Source organism: Nonomuraea rosea (genome assembly GCF_039539705.1).
GTDB classification, from domain to species: domain Bacteria; phylum Actinomycetota; class Actinomycetes; order Streptosporangiales; family Streptosporangiaceae; genus Nonomuraea; species Nonomuraea rosea.
This window is the reverse complement of record NZ_BAABDQ010000008.1, coordinates 196458-212730: the sequence shown is the minus strand read 5'-3', so window position 1 is coordinate 212730 and position 16273 is coordinate 196458. Positions and strand designations below refer to the sequence as shown.

Annotated in this window: 20 protein-coding genes; 13 read left to right on the top strand and 7 right to left on the bottom strand. The window is 71.7% G+C overall.

Translation table 11 applies throughout. The features are described 5' to 3' along the window. The first annotated feature begins 97 nt into the window (after window positions 1–97). A complete protein-coding gene (locus ABEA43_RS21165) occupies window positions 98–874 on the top strand; it encodes a hypothetical protein (protein ID WP_345564136.1) in 777 nt (258 codons plus the stop codon). Window positions 875–878: 4 nt separating this feature from the next. Here ABEA43_RS21165 and ABEA43_RS21160 read toward each other — a convergent pair whose 3' ends face one another. Further along, window positions 879–1175 (bottom strand): hypothetical protein, encoded by a 297-nt coding sequence (locus ABEA43_RS21160; RefSeq protein WP_345564134.1) that lies wholly within the window; start codon window positions 1173–1175, stop codon window positions 879–881. 35 nt (window positions 1176–1210) lie between these two features. Further along, complete coding sequence (locus ABEA43_RS21155) at window positions 1211–1498, bottom strand: hypothetical protein (RefSeq protein ID WP_345564133.1); 288 nt, start codon at window positions 1496–1498, stop codon at window positions 1211–1213. A 137-nt stretch (window positions 1499–1635) separates the two neighbouring features. Between ABEA43_RS21155 and ABEA43_RS21150 the strand changes: the two genes are divergently transcribed. Together ABEA43_RS21150 and ABEA43_RS21145 are read left to right on the top strand one after the other, a co-directional pair. Continuing rightward, a complete protein-coding gene (locus tag ABEA43_RS21150) occupies window positions 1636–2625 on the top strand; it encodes an aldo/keto reductase (RefSeq protein WP_345564132.1) in 990 nt (329 codons plus the stop codon). 34 nt (window positions 2626–2659) lie between these two features. Beyond that, window positions 2660–3307 (top strand): DedA family protein, encoded by a 648-nt coding sequence (locus ABEA43_RS21145; RefSeq protein WP_345564130.1) that lies wholly within the window; start codon window positions 2660–2662, stop codon window positions 3305–3307. On the opposite strand, the gene ABEA43_RS21140 is transcribed toward ABEA43_RS21145, so the two are convergent. After that, window positions 3251–3991: a GntR family transcriptional regulator gene (locus ABEA43_RS21140; protein ID WP_345564128.1), complete on the bottom strand. Its 741-nt coding sequence runs from the start codon at window positions 3989–3991 to the stop codon at window positions 3251–3253. The two genes, ABEA43_RS21145 and ABEA43_RS21140, sit on opposite strands and share 57 nt — an antisense overlap. Window positions 3992–4121: 130 nt before the next feature. Between ABEA43_RS21140 and ABEA43_RS21135 the strand changes: the two genes are divergently transcribed. Further along, window positions 4122–4931 carry an inositol monophosphatase family protein gene (locus ABEA43_RS21135; protein ID WP_345564127.1) on the top strand — a complete coding sequence of 270 codons (810 nt, stop codon included), beginning with the start codon at window positions 4122–4124 and terminating at the stop codon, window positions 4929–4931. 31 nt (window positions 4932–4962) lie between these two features. Here the strand turns inward: ABEA43_RS21135 and ABEA43_RS21130 are convergent, their stop codons facing one another. Both ABEA43_RS21130 and ABEA43_RS21125 read right to left on the bottom strand, forming a co-directional pair. Next, complete coding sequence (locus ABEA43_RS21130) at window positions 4963–5652, bottom strand: HAD family hydrolase (RefSeq protein WP_345564125.1); 690 nt, start codon at window positions 5650–5652, stop codon at window positions 4963–4965. After that, window positions 5649–6269: a hypothetical protein gene (locus ABEA43_RS21125; RefSeq protein ID WP_345564123.1), complete on the bottom strand. Its 621-nt coding sequence runs from the start codon at window positions 6267–6269 to the stop codon at window positions 5649–5651. The genes ABEA43_RS21130 and ABEA43_RS21125 overlap by 4 nt, the downstream gene beginning before the upstream one ends. 234 nt (window positions 6270–6503) lie before the next feature. On the opposite strand from ABEA43_RS21125, the gene ABEA43_RS21120 reads away from it, so the two are divergent. Together ABEA43_RS21120 and ABEA43_RS21115 are read left to right on the top strand one after the other, a co-directional pair. Then, window positions 6504–7334: a helix-turn-helix domain-containing protein gene (locus tag ABEA43_RS21120; protein WP_345564121.1), complete on the top strand. Its 831-nt coding sequence runs from the start codon at window positions 6504–6506 to the stop codon at window positions 7332–7334. An 82-nt stretch (window positions 7335–7416) separates the two neighbouring features. After that, window positions 7417–8214 carry an SAM-dependent methyltransferase gene (locus ABEA43_RS21115; RefSeq protein ID WP_345564120.1) on the top strand — a complete coding sequence of 266 codons (798 nt, stop codon included), beginning with the start codon at window positions 7417–7419 and terminating at the stop codon, window positions 8212–8214. Between the two features lie 35 nt (window positions 8215–8249). Here the strand turns inward: ABEA43_RS21115 and ABEA43_RS21110 are convergent, their stop codons facing one another. Next, entirely contained in the window at window positions 8250–8903 is a 654-nt protein-coding gene (locus ABEA43_RS21110) for a GntR family transcriptional regulator (RefSeq protein WP_345564119.1), read from the bottom strand. Window positions 8904–8982: 79 nt separating this feature from the next. Here ABEA43_RS21110 and ABEA43_RS21105 point away from each other — a divergent pair, with 79 nt between their 5' ends. From ABEA43_RS21105 to ABEA43_RS21090, 4 genes are read left to right on the top strand one after another with little or no spacing between them, the layout of a single operon-like run. Next, complete coding sequence (locus ABEA43_RS21105) at window positions 8983–10170, top strand: CaiB/BaiF CoA transferase family protein (RefSeq protein WP_345564117.1); 1188 nt, start codon at window positions 8983–8985, stop codon at window positions 10168–10170. Then, window positions 10167–11036: an HpcH/HpaI aldolase/citrate lyase family protein gene (locus ABEA43_RS21100; protein ID WP_345564116.1), complete on the top strand. Its 870-nt coding sequence runs from the start codon at window positions 10167–10169 to the stop codon at window positions 11034–11036. Before ABEA43_RS21105 ends, ABEA43_RS21100 begins: the two co-directional genes overlap by 4 nt. A 55-nt stretch (window positions 11037–11091) precedes the next feature. Further along, window positions 11092–12429, top strand: coding sequence for a TRAP transporter large permease subunit (locus tag ABEA43_RS21095; protein ID WP_345564115.1), 1338 nt, complete (start codon window positions 11092–11094; stop codon window positions 12427–12429). A 13-nt stretch (window positions 12430–12442) separates the two neighbouring features. Beyond that, window positions 12443–12679, top strand: a complete 237-nt coding sequence (locus tag ABEA43_RS21090) for a hypothetical protein (protein ID WP_345564114.1) — start codon at window positions 12443–12445, stop codon at window positions 12677–12679. Window positions 12680–12683: 4 nt separating this feature from the next. Here the strand turns inward: ABEA43_RS21090 and ABEA43_RS21085 are convergent, their stop codons facing one another. Then, the gene (locus tag ABEA43_RS21085) at window positions 12684–13322 is read right to left on the bottom strand and encodes a TetR/AcrR family transcriptional regulator (RefSeq protein WP_345564112.1); all 639 of its coding nucleotides are present in this window, start codon (window positions 13320–13322) and stop codon (window positions 12684–12686) included. 143 nt (window positions 13323–13465) lie between these two features. Between ABEA43_RS21085 and ABEA43_RS21080 the strand changes: the two genes are divergently transcribed. From ABEA43_RS21080 to ABEA43_RS21070, 3 genes are read left to right on the top strand one after another with little or no spacing between them, the layout of a single operon-like run. Further along, window positions 13466–14446 carry a sugar ABC transporter substrate-binding protein gene (locus tag ABEA43_RS21080; protein WP_345564110.1) on the top strand — a complete coding sequence of 327 codons (981 nt, stop codon included), beginning with the start codon at window positions 13466–13468 and terminating at the stop codon, window positions 14444–14446. Beyond that, entirely contained in the window at window positions 14443–15474 is a 1032-nt protein-coding gene (locus ABEA43_RS21075) for an ABC transporter permease (RefSeq protein ID WP_345564108.1), read from the top strand. Before ABEA43_RS21080 ends, ABEA43_RS21075 begins: the two co-directional genes overlap by 4 nt. Beyond that, window positions 15471–16226 (top strand): ATP-binding cassette domain-containing protein, encoded by a 756-nt coding sequence (locus ABEA43_RS21070; protein WP_345564107.1) that lies wholly within the window; start codon window positions 15471–15473, stop codon window positions 16224–16226. The genes ABEA43_RS21075 and ABEA43_RS21070 overlap by 4 nt, the downstream gene beginning before the upstream one ends. Window positions 16227–16273: the final 47 nt, after the last annotated feature.

The window sequence follows — 16273 nt, the reverse complement described above, 5'->3', positions numbered from 1 at the left end:
CCCGGTTCTGTCGATCAAGCGGTCGTCACCCGTCGTGGCGCATGCGTCTGAGTACGCGGTACTCAGGCGTCCGCCGCGCTTCCGCGGTCCAATGGCGGTGACCATCGGAGCTCTGGAGGCGGCCATGAACGCCCAGCACGACCACCATCACCACCACCCGGAGACGTTCGACGTCCACGGCATGCTGCTGTTCGGGGACGGCCCGCTCTACTTCTCGCACCTGCCGATGTTCGAGCACCCGGCGCACCGCTTCCAGGTGCTCATGGAGGTCGGCTTCCGCGACGACGTGCTGGAGGTGCTGCGCGCCCACCGCAAGGACGGCGACATCCAGACGTTCGTGCCCGAGCGGTTCGACATCCTCGAGCTCGACCCGTCCGGCGGCGGGCCGGCCAGGACGTCGGTGGCCGGCACCGTCTTCCAGGGGCACTTCGAACGCGGCGGCACCCCCATCGCCGAGGACGTCACGGCGCGGATCGAGCGGGTGTCCCGCTTCACCAGGCTCGACCCCGGGCCGCGCCACGACGACGACCGCGCGCTGACCTACCTGTGCTTCGGGCGGGCCGGCGGGCTGCACCTCGCGCACGAGATCACCGCCCGCCCCGACTTCGACCAGGTGCTCTCGGTCCGGATCGTGCCGGGAACCGTCCGCCACGACCCCGGCGTGCTCGTGCCGGGCGACGTGCCGGCCACGAACTTCCCGGCGCCCGTGCCGGCGACGTTCGGCCGGGCGGACACGCCGGCGCGGCGGCTGGTGGCGGGCGACACGCTGGAGGGGGCCTTCTCGCCGGGAGTCACGCGTACCGGGCCGCACGGCTTCACCGCCCGGGTCGAGGTGCTCGGCGAGATCTACATGGAGACCGGCGACCTGGTGTGAACGCTCAGCAGGTCCTGAGCCCGTCGAAACGCTGCGGCCACTCCCACGTGAACTTGCTGTAGCGGCTGCGCGGCTCCTTGTACGTGCAGTAACCGTCCGGGCCGTTGGCCAGCCTGACGCGGAAGCTCACCCCCTTCTTGCAGTTGTTCCAGACCCACAGCTCGTCCTGGGCGCCGTCGTCGTCCAGCGTGTACGCCAGGCACGAAGGGGCCCGCCCGGCGGCGGCGGCCTGAGCGGGGGCGGCGATAGCGACCGTGGCGAGCCCGGCGGCGGCCAGCAGGGCGATGGTGGATGCGCGCATGTCGTGTGCTCCTCGTCTGTGTGTCGTTCCGGGTTTCAGCAGCTCACGAGCCCGTCGAAACGGCGCGGGAACCTCCACCACCAGTGGTGCGGGCTGCTGCTGGGCCGGTCGTAGGTGCACGGCAGGTCGGAGCCGTTGGCCAGCCTGACCTTGAAGCTCTGCGCGCCCTTGCAGGTGTTCCAGACGTACAGGTGGTCCGTGAAGCCCTTGTCGTTGAGCTTGTAGGTGAGGCAGGACGGGGCCGCCGCGCTCGCGGGGAGCGGGGCCAGGGTGAGCGCGGCGGCCGCGACGGCGCCGGAGGCGATGATCGTCCTGATGCGCATGGTTGTTCCTTTCTTCCGATCGGCCTGTGCCGATGACGGGAAGGTAGGTCCGGCGATGTTGAGTAACCGTTGAGTCTCCGTTGGGCATCGTGCTGACAAAAATTGAAATCTGTCAGACCAACTGACATACTCCTGGCATGAAGACTCTGGGAACCGGCGGACCGGTCGTCTCCGACCTCGGGCTCGGCTGCATGGGCATGTCCGACCTCTACGGACCGGCCGACGCCGCCGAGTCCGTCGCCACCATCCACGCCGCGCTCGACGCGGGCATCACGCTGCTCGACACCGGCGACTTCTACGGCATGGGCCACAACGAGCTGCTCATCCACGAGGCGCTCAAGTCCCGCTCGCGCGACGACGTGCGGATCAGCGTGAAGTTCGGCGCGCAGCGCGACTACGACGGCAACTGGCTCGGCACCGACGGGCGGCCCGCGGCCGTCAAGACCTCGCTCGCCTACACGCTGCGCCGCCTCGGCACCGACCACGTGGACGTCTACCGGATCGCGCGGGTCGATCCGGCCGTGCCGATCGAGGAGACCGTCGGGGCCATCGCCGAGGAGGTCGCCAAGGGCCACGTCAGGCACATCGGGCTGTCCGAGGCCGGGGCCGGGACCCTGCGGCGGGCCCACGCCGTCCACCCGATCGCCGACGTGCAGCTCGAATATTCGCTGCTGTCCAGGAGCATCGAGCGCGACATCCTGCCCGCCTGCCGCGAGCTGGGGATCGGCATCACCGCGTACGGGGTGCTGTCCAGAGGGCTGCTCAGCGGCCACTGGTCCAAGGACCGCGAGCTGCCCGCGGGCGACTTCAGGTCCTTCAGCCCGCGCTTCTCGGCCGAGAACCTCGCGCACAACCTGTCGCTGACGGCCGCGCTCGGCACCGTCGCCGAGGCCAAGGGCGTCACGGTCGCCCAGCTCGCCATCGCCTGGGTGCTGTCGCGGGGCACGGACATCGTCCCGCTCATCGGGGCGCGCCGGCGCGACCGGCTCACCGAGGCGCTGGGCGCGCTCGACGTGACGCTGACCGACGCGGAGCTGGCCGCGATCGAGGCCGCGGTGCCTCAGGGAGCGGCGGCGGGTGACCGCTACGACGACGCGCAAATGGCGCATCTCGATAGCGAACGCTGACCCCTGCCGGGTGCCGCGGCGCTAAGGTGGCGCGGTGCACATCGACGAGTGGCTCCAGGTGATCCCCGCCGGGTGGCTCTACGTGACGGTCGCGCTCGTGATCGGGTTCGAGAGCCTCGGCATCCCGCTGCCCGGAGAGATCATCCTGGTCAGCGCCGCGCTCCTCGCGGCCAAGGGCGTGGTGGACCCGGTCTGGGTCGGCGCCTGCGCGAGCGCGGGGGCCATCGTCGGCGACTCCGCCGGATACGCGATCGGGCGCAGGGGCGGCGCCCCCATGTTCGCCCGGCTCGGGCGGCGCTTCCCCAAGCACTTCGGGCCCCGGCACGTGGGCAAGGCCGAGGAGTACTTCCAGCGCTTCGGCGTGTGGGCCGTCTTCGTCGGGCGGTTCATCGCGTTGCTGCGCATCCTGGCCGGGCCGCTGGCCGGGGCGCTGCGCATGCCGTACTGGCGGTTCGCGGTGGCGAACGTGCTCGGCGGGATCGTGTGGGCGGGCGGCACCACCGCGGTGATCTTCTATCTCGGGCTCGTCGCCGAGAAGTGGCTGAAGGGCTTCTCCTGGGTCGCGCTCGTGGTGGCCGTGCTGTTCGGCGTGGCCACAACGCTCTATCTCAAACGCCGGGCCGCCTCAGCGCTCGATGAGGGTGACCTCAAGGGAGTAGTGGGAGGCCCGGTAGACATGTGAGCCGTGCTCGACGGCCCGGCCCTGGTCGTCGTACGTGGTGCGGATCATGGTGAGCAGCGGCGCGCCGCGGCGCTCGTCGAGCAGCTTGGCCTCGGCCGGCGTGGCGGCCCGCGCGCCGATGCGCTGGTTGGCCACCCGCATCCGCACACCCGCGCCGCGCAGCAGCTCGTACAGGCCGCGGCCCTCCAGGTCGGCGGCGGTGAGCTGGGCCAGGTTGAGCGGCAGCCAGTTGTGCAGCACCGCCAGCGGCTCGCCGGCCGCGAAGCGCAGGCGCTCCAGGTAGAGGGCCTGCGCGCCGGTCTCCATGCTGAGGATGCGGGCGACCTCCTCCTCGACCGGCCGCGACTCCAGCACCAGGACCTGCGTGGCCGGCTCCTGGCCCGACCTGCGCAGGTCGTCGTAGAGGCTGGTCAGCTCGACCGAACGCTTGACCTGGCCGTGCACCACCTGCGTGCCGACGCCGCGCTTGCGCACGAGCAGGCCCTTGTCCACGAGGTATTGGATGGCCTGGCGGATCGTGGGCCTGGACAGCCCCAGCTTGTCGGCCAGCAGGATCTCGTTGTCCAGGCGCGAGCCGGGCGCCAGGTCACCTCGCCGGATCGCCTCCGCGATCTGCTCGGCCACCTGGAAATAGAGCGGCACGGGGCTGGATCGATCCAGGTCGATGGCCAGGTTGGCGGTCATGCTGATCAGCTTAACCGAGGTCAGAATGTCCAGACAAATACGCGTCGCGGGTGCGGACCGCGCGCGCGAGCGGGCATGACGGTCCTGACGCGCGAGGACGCGCCGCCGCAGGAGACCCCCTGGAGGAGACATGACCCCTGAACGAGACGCGGCAGCCGGAGCGGGCGCGGACGTGGCGTTGCTGCTGGGCACCGCCGTCGAGGCCGCCAGGGCGGTCGGGCCCATGCTGCGCAAGGCCTTCAGGTCCCGTCCCGAGGTGACCACCAAGCGCGACTTCCACGACCCCGTCACGGAGCACGACCGGGCCGCAGAGGAGATCATCCGCGCGGTCATCGGCGACCGCGTGCCCGGCAGCGCGATCGTCGGCGAGGAGGGCGGGGCGACCGGCTCCGGCGACCTCGTCTGGTACGTCGACCCCATCGACGGCACCGCCAACTTCGCCACCGGGCTGCCGTTCTTCTGCGTGTCCATCGCCGCCGCCGTTCGGGGCGAGCTGGTGGCGGGCATCGTGTACGACCCCGTACGCGACGACGAGTTCACCGCCGCCGCCGAGGGCGCCTGGTGCAACGGCACCCCGATCCGCAGCGCGGGCGCCGCGCGCGACCGGGAGGCGATGCTGCTGTCGAGCTACCCGACGCCGCTCGACCTGGAGACGGACGGCGACCTGGCGCTGCGGCGCCACGGCCGCTTCCTGGAGTCCTTCTCCGCCGTGCGGCGGCCGGGCAGCGCGGCGCTCAAGCTCGCGCACGTGGCCGCCGGCTGGTCCGACGCCGCCTTCGGCACCCGCGCCAACCCGTGGGACGTGGCGGCGGGGGCGCTGCTGGTGCGCCGGGCGGGCGGCGTCTACCTGGGCGACCCGCTGGCCAAGGGGGACTATCTGGCGCACGTCGGCGGCTTCGACCTGGCCGCCTCCGCGCTGGCCGAGGTCGTGCCCCGCTGACGGACGCCACCGGGGTACGTGGCCGGCCCGGTCAGCGCCGATGGACGAGCGGGGGCAGGCCGGCCAGGGTGGTGATGCGGGGGAAGCCGGCCGGCGGCGGTTCGGCGCCGAGCCGGTCGAGCCAGACCGATCGCATGCCGGTCGGCGCCGGCCCCGTCACGTCCTTGTCCACGTCGTCCCCCACCAGCAGCACCTCCTGGGGCGCCAGCCCGAGCGCGGCGGCGGCCCCGGTGTAGGAGCCGGGCGACGGCTTGTAGTGGCCGCCCAGCACCTCGCCCGTCAGCACCGGCCCCAGCGCGCCGCCGAGCCCGATCGCGCGCAGCTTGGCCTCCTGCATCCGCTGCGCCCCGTTCGTCAGCACCCCGAACGCGAGCCCGCCGAGCGCCGCCAGCGCGCCGGCCACGTCCGGGTAGGCCGCCCACCCCTGCCGGTAGCGCTCGGCGAAATCGGCGTAGGCACCGTCGAGATCGCCCGGCTCGGGCACGGCCAGCTCCCGGCACAGCGCGCGCAGCCGGAGCCGCCGCTGCTCCTGCCAGGAGCACTCGCCCGCCTGCCACATCGCCAGGTACGGGATCTCCAGCCCGGCCCACAGCCCGGCCACCTCGCCCGCCCGCGCGTGGCCGGGGGAGTGCGCCGACATCCAGGCCGTGATCGCGGCGTCGGCGGCGCCCCGGTGGTCGAGCAGGGTGCCGTCCAGGTCGAACAGGACGCCCTTGATCACGACTGCGCCTCGACGGCGATGCGGGCGGCCGTCTCGCACGGCGGATAGCCGAGCGTGAGCCCGCGCACCGACAGCGGCGCCCGCGCGAAGCGGATCTCGGCGTCTTCGCTCAGGATGTAGTGCAGGGCGGGGGAGTGGCAGCGGTGCAGGTCGAGCGCCGCCGCCTCCGGCTCGGCCAGCTCGGGCGGCAGCGCCTCCAGATAGTCGGCGATCAGCGCGTCGAGGTCGAAGAGCTGCGCGTAACTCTCGGCCGTGCCCGCCACCACCCTGATCCGGTCGCCGTCCGCCCGCGCCTGGTAGACCAGCCCGGTGCCGCCGCTCTTGGCGAACCAGCGCAGCGCGTCGTCGGCGGGCAGCGTGAACGCCCCGTACGGCTTGCGCCCGTACAGCAGGGCCTCGGCGATCCACCGGTCGCACCACGACTCGTCGCGGTAGGGCGCGGGCGAACCCGGCTCGACGGTCAGGCCCTGAGCCAGCACCGGGTTCCAGGGTGAGACCATGGGGCTGGCGAAGCGGGGCATGCGCGGGCCGAGCCAGTGACTGAGCGCGTAGCCGTACCATACGGTGACGATCTCGACCTGCCGCTCGGAATGGCGGCGCTCATAGGCGCCGTTCATGATCTGGCCCCCGTCGGGGTGCCGCCACGGACCCGGGGGGACGCCTGCCGTGGGGACCGGAGGGGTCCGGTAGTCGGGATGCAGGATCCACGCCGCCACAGCCTCGCCCTTTCCGATCGGCGTATGCATAACGCGTCAGACCACTAGAGTGGCCATCGTGCATCACCCGTCACTCTGTTGCAATAGACCAGGTGTAACCGCTGGCTGTGGTCACCGAGCACAAATGACCCCTATATGCAGCTGAGTGTGGTGGCGGCACGGCTCTCCGCTCTGCGTGCCGCCTGTGGGTTGTCGATGAAGTCCGCCGCGCAGGCCGCCGGGCTCAACACCTCCACGATCTTCCGCATCGAGCACGGTCTCGTCGCGCCGCGCGAGTCCACCGTACGGATCCTGCTGGACCTGTACGGCGAGGGCGAGCACGCGCCGCGGCTGCTGTCGCTGCTGCGGGAGGAGCGCGTGCCCGGCTGGTACGACGCGCCGGACGTGCCGCTGGGGCTGTCGGAGTTCCTGGCGCTGGAACACCAGGCGCAGGTGATCTACACCTACGGCCCCGGGCAGGTGCCCCCGCTGCTGCAGACCCGCGCCTACGCCGAGTCCGCCGCCCGCGCCGCGCTCCAGCCCGGTGCGCCGTCCGAGCGGATCGGCCACGCGGCCGACCTGGTCGCGCGCCGGCAGGAAGGGCTCGACCGGCACGAGGGCCCGCACCTGTGGACCGTGCTCGACCGGCGGGCGATCCTCGACCCGCCCCTGGACCTGCCGGAAGACCGGCTCGCCCAGCACGACGCGCTCGCGCTGGCCGCCAAGCAGCCGCACATCGCGGTGCAGGTGGCCCGGCCGAACGCCGAGACCGGCTACCTGTACCAGGGGGCGCCGTTCACGCTGCTGCGCTTCCCGGAGAGCGGCCGGCCGGACGTGCTGGTGCTGCACCTGCTGCACGCCCCGGTGATCGTCCAGGACCGGCGGCGGATCGAGGAGCACCAGCAGGCGTTCGCGCGGCTGTCGCTGTCGGCGTTCCCCGTGGACGCCACCGCGGAGGTGCTGGACGGGATGCGCCCGCCCGATTGAGGGAGATTTCCGGCACCGGTTCGGGCGCAGCGCCGCCCCGGCTGGCAGGATGAACCTGGTCGATCGGGACGGAGGTCCCCAGGTGCCTGAAGACGACGGCCCGCTCGCGTCCCTCGGGGCCGCCAGCACCGCCCGCATGTACGACGCCGCGCAGGGCGGCAAGCAGAACTTCAGCGCCGACCGCGCGGCGCTGCGGGCGGCCGAGCGGCTCAGCGCCGACGCCGGGGGCGCGCTCGTCGCCCACCACCAGCACGTGCACCGGGTGGTGCGGCATCTGGCGGGCCGGGGAGTCGACCAGTTCGTCCTGTACGGGACCGGGCTGCCGAGCACCGGTCCGGCCCACGAGACCATCCACGAGGTGTTCCCGCTGGCCAGGGTGGTGTACGCGGAGAAGGACCCGTACATGCTGGCCCATGCCAGGGCGATCGCCGGCCGGAACGGCGACCGGGTCAGGATCGTCGGCTGCGACCTCGGCGACCCGGCGGAGGTGCTGGACGATCCGATGGTGCGGACGTTCGTGGACTGGTCCGAGCCGGTGGCGGTCGGCGTGCTGTCGGTGCACGAGATCCCCGTGGACGACGCCTCCTGGGTGGCGCGGCTGCGGCGGGCCATGGCGGCGGGCAGCCATCTGTGGCTGACCGCGCTCAGCATGGACGCCTACGAGACGTCCCTGCGCGCGAGCGTCGAGGCCGCCAACCGGGACCTGGGGCTGACCGTGCACTTCCGGGCGAGGGAGCAGGTGCTGGCCCTGTTCGACGGGCTGGAGCTGCTCGATCCCGGGCTGGTCTGGGCGCCGGAGTGGCGACCGGACGGGAACGAGGTGGACATCGTCCCGGAGCGCACCGCCTGGCTCACCGGCGTCGCCAGGGTGACGCCGTGACGCCGTGACGCCGGCCGGCGTCCAAGACAGCGGGGTCATTGCTCCTTGCGGTAGTCGCCGGCCCGCCGGACGTGGTCGATCATGATGCGTTCCGCGGCGTCGCCGTCACCGGCCTCCAGCGCGGCCAGGATGCCCTCGTGCGCCGCCAGCTGGGCCTTGGCCTGGGTGTCGTCCAGCCACAGGGACGCCGCGGCGGGCACGGGCAAGCTGTTGCGCACCGACCTGGCGTGCTCGCCCAGGAAGGCGGGCCCGCCGATGTCCACGATCCGCAGGTGGAAGCGCATGCTCTGCTCCCCGAGCAGCTCGTGCCTGCCCTGCTCGGCGTCCTCCCGCATCGAGGCGTGCAGCTCGCGCAGCCACACCAGGTCGGCGGCGGTGATCCGGTCCGCCGCCAGGCGCGCGCCCAGCCCCTCGACCACCGAGCGCAGCCCGTAGTACTCCGCCAGCGCCTCGTCGCCCAGGTCCACCACGGTCGCGCCGTGGTGCGCCTCGTAGCTGATCAGCCGGTCCTTCTCCAGCCTGCGCAGCGCCTCGCGCACAGGTGTGACCGACACCCCGAGCCGTTTGGCCACCTCCCCGGCGCGTAGGGCCGTGCCCCCGGGGATCCGTGTGCTACGGATCTCCTCCAGGAGCACGCTGTAGACGTACTCGGCCTTGCTCATGGGCGGCCGCGGCTCGCTGGTCGGCATGTCCTCAAGTGTCTCGCAAAATCGCAGTTGATCAGGCAAAAGCTTGACCTATGACATATTTCTTATAAGTTACATGTTCATGACGAGCCTCGCTGACCTGCGGGTCATCGACGCGGCGACGTTGTTCGCCGGTCCCTCCGCCGCGATGATGCTGGCCGACTTCGGCGCGGATGTGATCAAAATCGAGCATCCGCGCCGCGGCGACCCCTCGCGCGGGCACGGCGCCTCCGTGGACGGCGTCGGGCTGTGGTGGAAGACTCTGGCGCGCAACAAGCGCGCCGCGGCCGTGGACCTGTCGCGGGCCGAGGGGCAGGAGATCCTGCGCCGCATGGCCACGCGGTCCGACGTGCTGATCGAGAACTTCCGCCCCGGCACCCTCGAACGCTGGGACCTCGCGCCCGAAGACCTGATGGAGCTCAACCCGCGCCTGATCGTGGCGCGGATGACCGGGTTCGGGCAGTTCGGGCCGATGTCCAAGCAGCCCGGGTTCGGGACGCTGGCCGAGGCGATGAGCGGGTTCGCGGCCATGACGGGGCAGCCCGACGGGCCGCCCACGCTGCCGCCGCTGGCCCTCGCCGACGGGATCGCGGGCCTGGCCATGTCGTACGCGATCATGGTCGCCCTGCACGCCCGCGAGCAGACCGGCCGCGGGCAGGTCATCGACATGGCGATCATCGAGCCGATCCTGGGCCTGCTCGGGCCGCAGATGAGCGCGTACAAGGCCCTCGGGGTCGTGCCCAAGCGCACCGGGAACCGGTCGAGCAGCAACGCGCCGCGCAACACCTACCGCACCCGCGACGGCCGCTGGCTGGCCATCTCCACCAGCGCCCAGCCCATCGCCGAGCGGGTGGTCACCCTGGTGGGACGGCCTGACTTGGTCGAACAGCCGTGGTTCGCCAACGGTCACGGGCGCGTCCAGCACGTGGACGAGCTGGACGAGGCGGTCTCCTCCTGGATCGCCGAGCGGGACGCCGCGGAGGTGATCGCCCGCTTCGAGGAGGTGCACGCCGCCGTCGCGCCCATCTACGACGTCACCGACCTGGCCGAGGATCCGCAGTACGCGGCGCTGGAGACGTTCGTGGAGGTGCCGGACGAGGAGCTCGGCTCGGTCACCATGCAGAACGTGCTGTTCCGGATGTCGGAGACGCCCGGCGAGATCCGCTGGCCGGGGCGGCCGATCGGCAGGGACACCGACGAGGTGCTCGGGGAGCTCGACTACTCCGGCGAGCGGATCGCCGCGCTGCGCGAGGACGGGGTGATCGCGTGAACACCGGGTCCTGGCTGCCCGTGACGTGGCTGTATGTGCCCGGCGACCGCCCCGAACGGTTCGGCAAGGCCGTGGCGTCCGGCGCCGACGTGGTGATCATCGACCTGGAGGACGCGGTCGCGCCCGTGCGCAAGGACGAGGCCCGCGCCAACGCCGCCGCCTACCTGCGCGCCCGCCGCGAAGAAGGGTCTGGGGCGGTGCAGGTGCACGTCCGGGTCAACGACCTGGCCGGGCCGCGCGGGCTCGGCGACCTGGCCGCCGTCGGTGACCTGGCCGACGCCGTGCGGCTGCCCAAGGTCGAGTCGGCGGAGGTGCTCGACGCCGTCACCGGCGCGCCGGCGTACGCGCTGCTGGAGTCGGCCGCCGGGATCGTCGCGGCACGGGACATCGCCGCGCACCCGCGCGTCGCCGGCGTCGCGCTCGGCGAGCAGGACCTGGCCGCCGAGCTGTCCATCACCGACGAGAGCGCCATGAACCACCTCAGGCTCCAGGTCGTGCTCGCCGCCGCCGCGGCGGGCCTGCCGCCGGTGCCGATGTCGGTCTACCCGAACGTCAAGGACGAGGCCGGGCTCCTGGCCTCCTGCCGGGCGGGCCGGACGCTCGGCCTGTTCGGCAGGACCGCGATCCACCCCCGCCAGATCCCCGTGATCAGGCAGGCGTTCCGCCCGACGGAGGAGGAGACGGCCAGGGCCGCCGAGATCGTCGAGGCGGCGGAACAGGCCGAGCGGTCGGGGACCGGCGCGGTCGCGCTGCCCGACGGCCGGTTCGTGGACGCCCCCATCGTCACCAGGGCCCGCCGCACCATGGCACTCGCCCACCGTCTCACCGCTCCACCCGACAGACCCCAGCCCGCCTCCGACGTCTAGCCGCCGGTGCGCCGAACCACCCCCAGCCCTTCCCCCCATTGGAGGTCATCTCGCCATGGGAATCGCCGTCTGGGCGCTCGTCGCCTACATCGCCATCATCGTCATCTGGAACGGAGTACTGAAACGCAACATCGGTGAAGCGATGCTCATCGGTTTCGCCGGCGTGTGCCTCTTCGGCGGCGCCGACTTCCTGAGCCTCGCCTGGGCGGGCATCGCCGACGCGCTCGCCGAGGAGGTCGTGTTCGCCGCGCTGGCCTTCGTGTTCATGGGCTACCTGCTCACCAAACTGGGCCTCATCCAGGAGCAGGTCACCGTGCTCAACTCGGTCTTCGGCCGGCTGCGCGGCGGCGCGGGATACGTCTCGACCTCCGCGGCGGCCCTGCTCGGCGGCCCCGCCGGGTCGGGGTCCGGGATCGCCGCCTCCGTCGGCTCCGTGACCATCCCCTGGATGACCCGGTCCAACTGGCGGCCGGACCTGGCCGCCTCGCTGGTGGCCGGCAACGCGGGGCTCGGCATCTCGATCCCGCCGAGCTCGTCGATGTTCCTGCTGCTCGGCTCGGCCGCCGTGGCGCCCGTACTGACCGCCGACCAGCTCTTCGTGCCCGCGCTCGTCGGCGGCGTGTGGACGGTGGCCTACCGGTTCGTGGTGGTGTTCGTGTGGGTGCGCCGGCACGGCATCGCGGCCACCGACGCCGCCGACATCGTCCCGCTGCGCGCCGCGCTGCGCGCCGGATGGACCTCGCTCCTGGTGTACGCGGGCATCCTGATCCCGGTCCTGATGACCCTCGACTTCGGCGTGAAGCTGATGGAGTCGCGCGTCGGCGAGGCGGCCGACGACGTCAGCATCGTCGTGTGGATCCCGGTGCTCACGGTGCTGGCCACGTTCGCGGTCGCCTGGAAGCGGCTGCCGCGCACCGGGCGCGCCTGGAGCGAGCTGCTCGGCGACATGGCCCCCAGGTACGCGGTGATCGGCGCGACCCTGTTCTTCGCCTTCGCCGCCGCCGCCAGCCTGGGCGAGCTGGGCCTGGTCGACCAGCTCACCGCCATCATGCAGGCCCTCGACGCCCCGGCCGCCGTCATCGCGACCCTGGTCGGCCTGCTCATCGTCGTCATCGCCGCGCCGCTGACCGGCACCGCCACCATCGCCGCGGTCGGCGGCGTCGCCTTCAGCGCGCTGACCGCGGCAGGGGTCGCCCCCGCCGCCGCGGCCACCGCGATCATGATCTTCGCCTCGACCGAGGGCGCGTCCCCGCCCGGCGCCGCCCCGATCTACATCGCCAGCGGCATCGCCCAGGTGGACCCGGCCAGGACGTTCGGCCGGCTGATCATCTGGTTCGTCATCCCGACCCTGGTCATCGGCGTGCTGGTGGCGACCGGCCTGCTGCCGATCTGAGAGGAAGCCCATCATGAACACCGTCAAAAGCCTCATCATGGCGCTCTTCAAGGTCGGCGTCGTGCTGTTCCTCGCCCTCGGCGTCATCGTCGTCCTGGCCCAGGCCGTCGGCCTCGTCGCGGGGAACCCCGGCCTGGTCTCCGGCGCCGTGTCCGCGCTCGGCATGGCGATGACCGTGGCGGCCGGGGTGACCGGCCTGCTCGGCTTCCTGATGTCGTACCTGTTCCACTGGCAGGCCGGCGAGGACTGAGAGGCTAAGCCGAAGGGCTCCAGCGGGCGGAGAGCTCCTCGTCCGTGGTGGGCGGGCCCGGCAGGCCGCGGTGGGCGGGCGGCACCCGCAGCCCGTCCATCGCCAGCGCCAGGAAGCGGTGGCGCAGCTCCGAGGCCCGCTCCTCGCCGCCCAGCTTGATCGAGGCGATCTGCTCGAACAGCAGCGCGATGTCCGACACCGTCACGTCCGGCCGCAGGACGCCCGCCTCGACCGCCCGGCGGTGGACCTCCGTGGCCACGACCGCGGACCTGGCCGCGTCGTGGTACAGCTCCTCCGTCGGCTGGAACGTGCCCGCCAGCTTGATCGTCAGGGAGTTCGTGTCGGCGTCCACGATGCCGCGCAGGTATCCGGCGAACGCCTCCCACGGATCGCCGTCGTCGGCCAGCGCCCGCTCGGTGACCTCGATGTAGAGCTTGAGCCCGTCGCCGCAGAGCTTCTGCAAAAGGGCTTCCTTGCTGGGATAACGGCGATAGAGTGCGCTGATCCCGACGCCCGCCCGCTCGGCCACGGCCGCGATGGGGGCGCCCGGGTCGGCGGTGAAGACCGCCCGCGCCGCCTGCAGGATCAACTCGTCGTTGCGTGCGGCCTGTGCCTTGCGGCCGCTCATGGGTGCGCTCGTCATGACCCCACTATACGGGAACGTAAGATTCCGTTCTACTATCGCGGCCGTCGCGCCGTCGCGGCCCGAGCATAAGTCAGCATGTCTATACAAAGAGATGACATTGAGGTACAACAGGGCCAGCCCGTTGGTCTTGGAGGTGTCCTGTGAGACGTACCCCGATCGTGCTGGCCCTGTTGGGCGCGCTCGCCATAGCCGGTTGCTCCTCCTCAGGAGGGCAGAGCGCGCAGAGCGCCCAGCCGAGCACCGCCGCCGCCCCATCAGGCGGCGGCGCGAATTTCGCCGTCATCACCCACGGAGCGCCAGGCGACTCCTTCTGGGACGTGGTCAAGAACGGCGCGGAAGCCGCCGGCAAGCAGTACGGCGTGACGGTCACCTACCAGGGAGACGGAGATCCGGCCAAGCAGTCCCAGCTCATCGACCAGGCCGTCTCCGCGAAGGCGGACGGCATCGTCGTCTCCCTGGCCAACCCCGACGCGCTGAAGGAGGCCATCGGCAAGGCCGTCGCCGCGAAGATCCCCGTGGTGACGATCAACTCGGGGGCCGAGTCCTCCAAGGCGTTCGGCGCCATCACGCACGTCGGCCAGTCGGAGGACGTGGCCGGGCGCGGCGCGGGCGAGCAGCTCAAGGCCGCCGGCGTCACCAAGCTGCTGTGCGTCATCCACGAGGCCGGCAACGTGGGCCTCGACCAGCGCTGCAAGGGCGCGCAGGAGACGCTGGGCGGCACGGTCGAGCGGCTGCAGGTGGACGTGAGCAACCTGGCCGACGTCACCTCCAAGGTCACCGCCAAACTCCAGTCGGACAAGCAGGTCAACGGCGTGCTCGCGCTGAACCCGGCGATCGCCGTGGCCGCCAGGGACGCGATCAAGGACTCCGGGTCGCAGGCGAAGCTGGGCACGTTCGACCTGTCGGGTGACGTGGTGACCGCCATCAAGGACGGCGAGATCCTGTTCGCGGTGGACCAGCAGCAGTACCTGCAGGGCTACCTGCCGATCACCTTCCTCAACCTGTACAAGGCCAACCTCAACACCGTCGGCGGCGGGCTGCCCGTCAACACCGGCCCCGGTTTCGTGACCAAGGACAACGCCGAGCAGGTGGCCAAGCTGGCAGAAGCGGGCACGAGATGACGGTGGCGGCCGACGAACGGCTCGCCCAGGTGGGCCTGGCCCGGCGCCTGTTGATCAGGCCCGAGCTGGGCGCGGTGGTCGGGCTGATCGTGGTGTTCGCGTTCTTCGCCGCGCAGTCGCCGGTGTTCAGGTCGCCGGAAGGCATCGCCAACTGGCTGGACCCCGCCGCCACGCTCGGCATCATGGCCGTGGCGGTGGCCCTGCTGATGATCGGCGGCGAGTTCGACCTGTCGGCCGGGGTGCTCACCGGCACCAGCGGGCTCATCCTCGTCACCCTGGCCACCCGCTTCGGGTTCAGCGTCTGGCTGGCGATGCTCGTCGGCCTGGTCGTCGCGCTGGGCATCGGATTCTTCAACGGGATGATGGTGACCAGGACCCGGCTGCCCAGCTTCATCGTCACGCTGGGCACATTCCTCATGCTGCAGGGCGTGAACCTCGGCGTCACCAAGGCCATCACCGGTACCGTGCAGGTCAGCGGCCTGCGCCGGGCCCCCGGGTTCGAGGGCGCGAGCGCGATCTTCGCGGGCACGATCGAGATCGGCGGCACGTCGTTCCGGGTGGCGATCCTGTGGTGGATCGTGGTGACCGTGGTGGCCACCTGGGTGCTCATGCGCTCCAAGGCCGGCAACTGGATCTTCGCGGTGGGCGGCAACGAGCAGGCCGCCCGCGCGGTGGGGGTGCCCGCCGCCCGTACGAAGATCGCGCTGTTCATGACGACGGCCGTCGCGGCCTGGCTGGTGGGCTCGATCCTGGCGCTGCGCTACACCTCCGTGCAGGCCAACATCGGGATCGGCCAGGAGTTCATCTACATCATCGCCGCCGTGATCGGCGGCTGCCTGCTCACCGGCGGGTACGGCTCCGCCGTCGGCGCCGCCATCGGCGCGGTGATCTTCGGCATGGCGGACAAGGGCATCGTGTTCCTGGGCTGGGACGCCGACTGGTTCAAGTTCTTCCTCGGCGCGATGCTGCTGCTGGCGACGCTGGCCAACCGCCTGGTCAAGCGGTACGCCGAGGAGGTGAAGCATTGATACTCGAGACCCGTGGCATCGGCAAGACGTTCGGCTCGGTGCTGGCGCTGCGCGACGTGTCGATGCAGGTGGAGGCCGGCCGGGTCACCTGCGTGCTGGGCGACAACGGCGCGGGCAAGTCCACGCTGATCAAGATCCTGGCCGGGGTGCACCAGCACGACGCGGGCTCGTTCCTGGTGGACGGCGCGGAGGTGCGCTTCGGCAGCCCCCGTGACGCGCTCGACCGGGGCATCGCCACCGTCTACCAGGATCTGGCGATGATCCCGCTCATGTCGATCTGGCGGAACTTCTTCCTCGGCTCCGAGCCGCGTAAGGGCCTGGCCTTCGACGTGGGCAAGGCCAGGCGGGTGGCCCGCGAGGAGCTGCGCGCGATGGGCATCGACATCCGCGACGTGGACCAGCCGGTCGGCACGCTGTCCGGCGGCGAACGCCAGTCGGTGGCCATCGCCAGGGCCGTCTACTTCGGGGCCCGCGTCCTCATCCTCGACGAGCCCACCTCGGCGCTGGGGGTCAAGCAGGCGGGCGTCGTGCTGCGCTACATCGCCAGGGCCCGCGACCGGGGGCTCGGGGTGGTCTTCATCACCCACAACCCGCATCACGCCTATCCCGTCGGGGACCGGTTCCTGCTGCTCAAGCGGGGGACCAGCCTGGGCGAGTACGCCAAGGCCGACATCACGACCGAGGAGCTGACGACGCTCATGGCCGGCGGGGCGGAGCTGGAGGAGCTGACGCACGAGCTGAAACGGGAGTGAGCTTGGCGGGAATTTGACGGATTACGGCGATCGGCCGGACCTGGGGG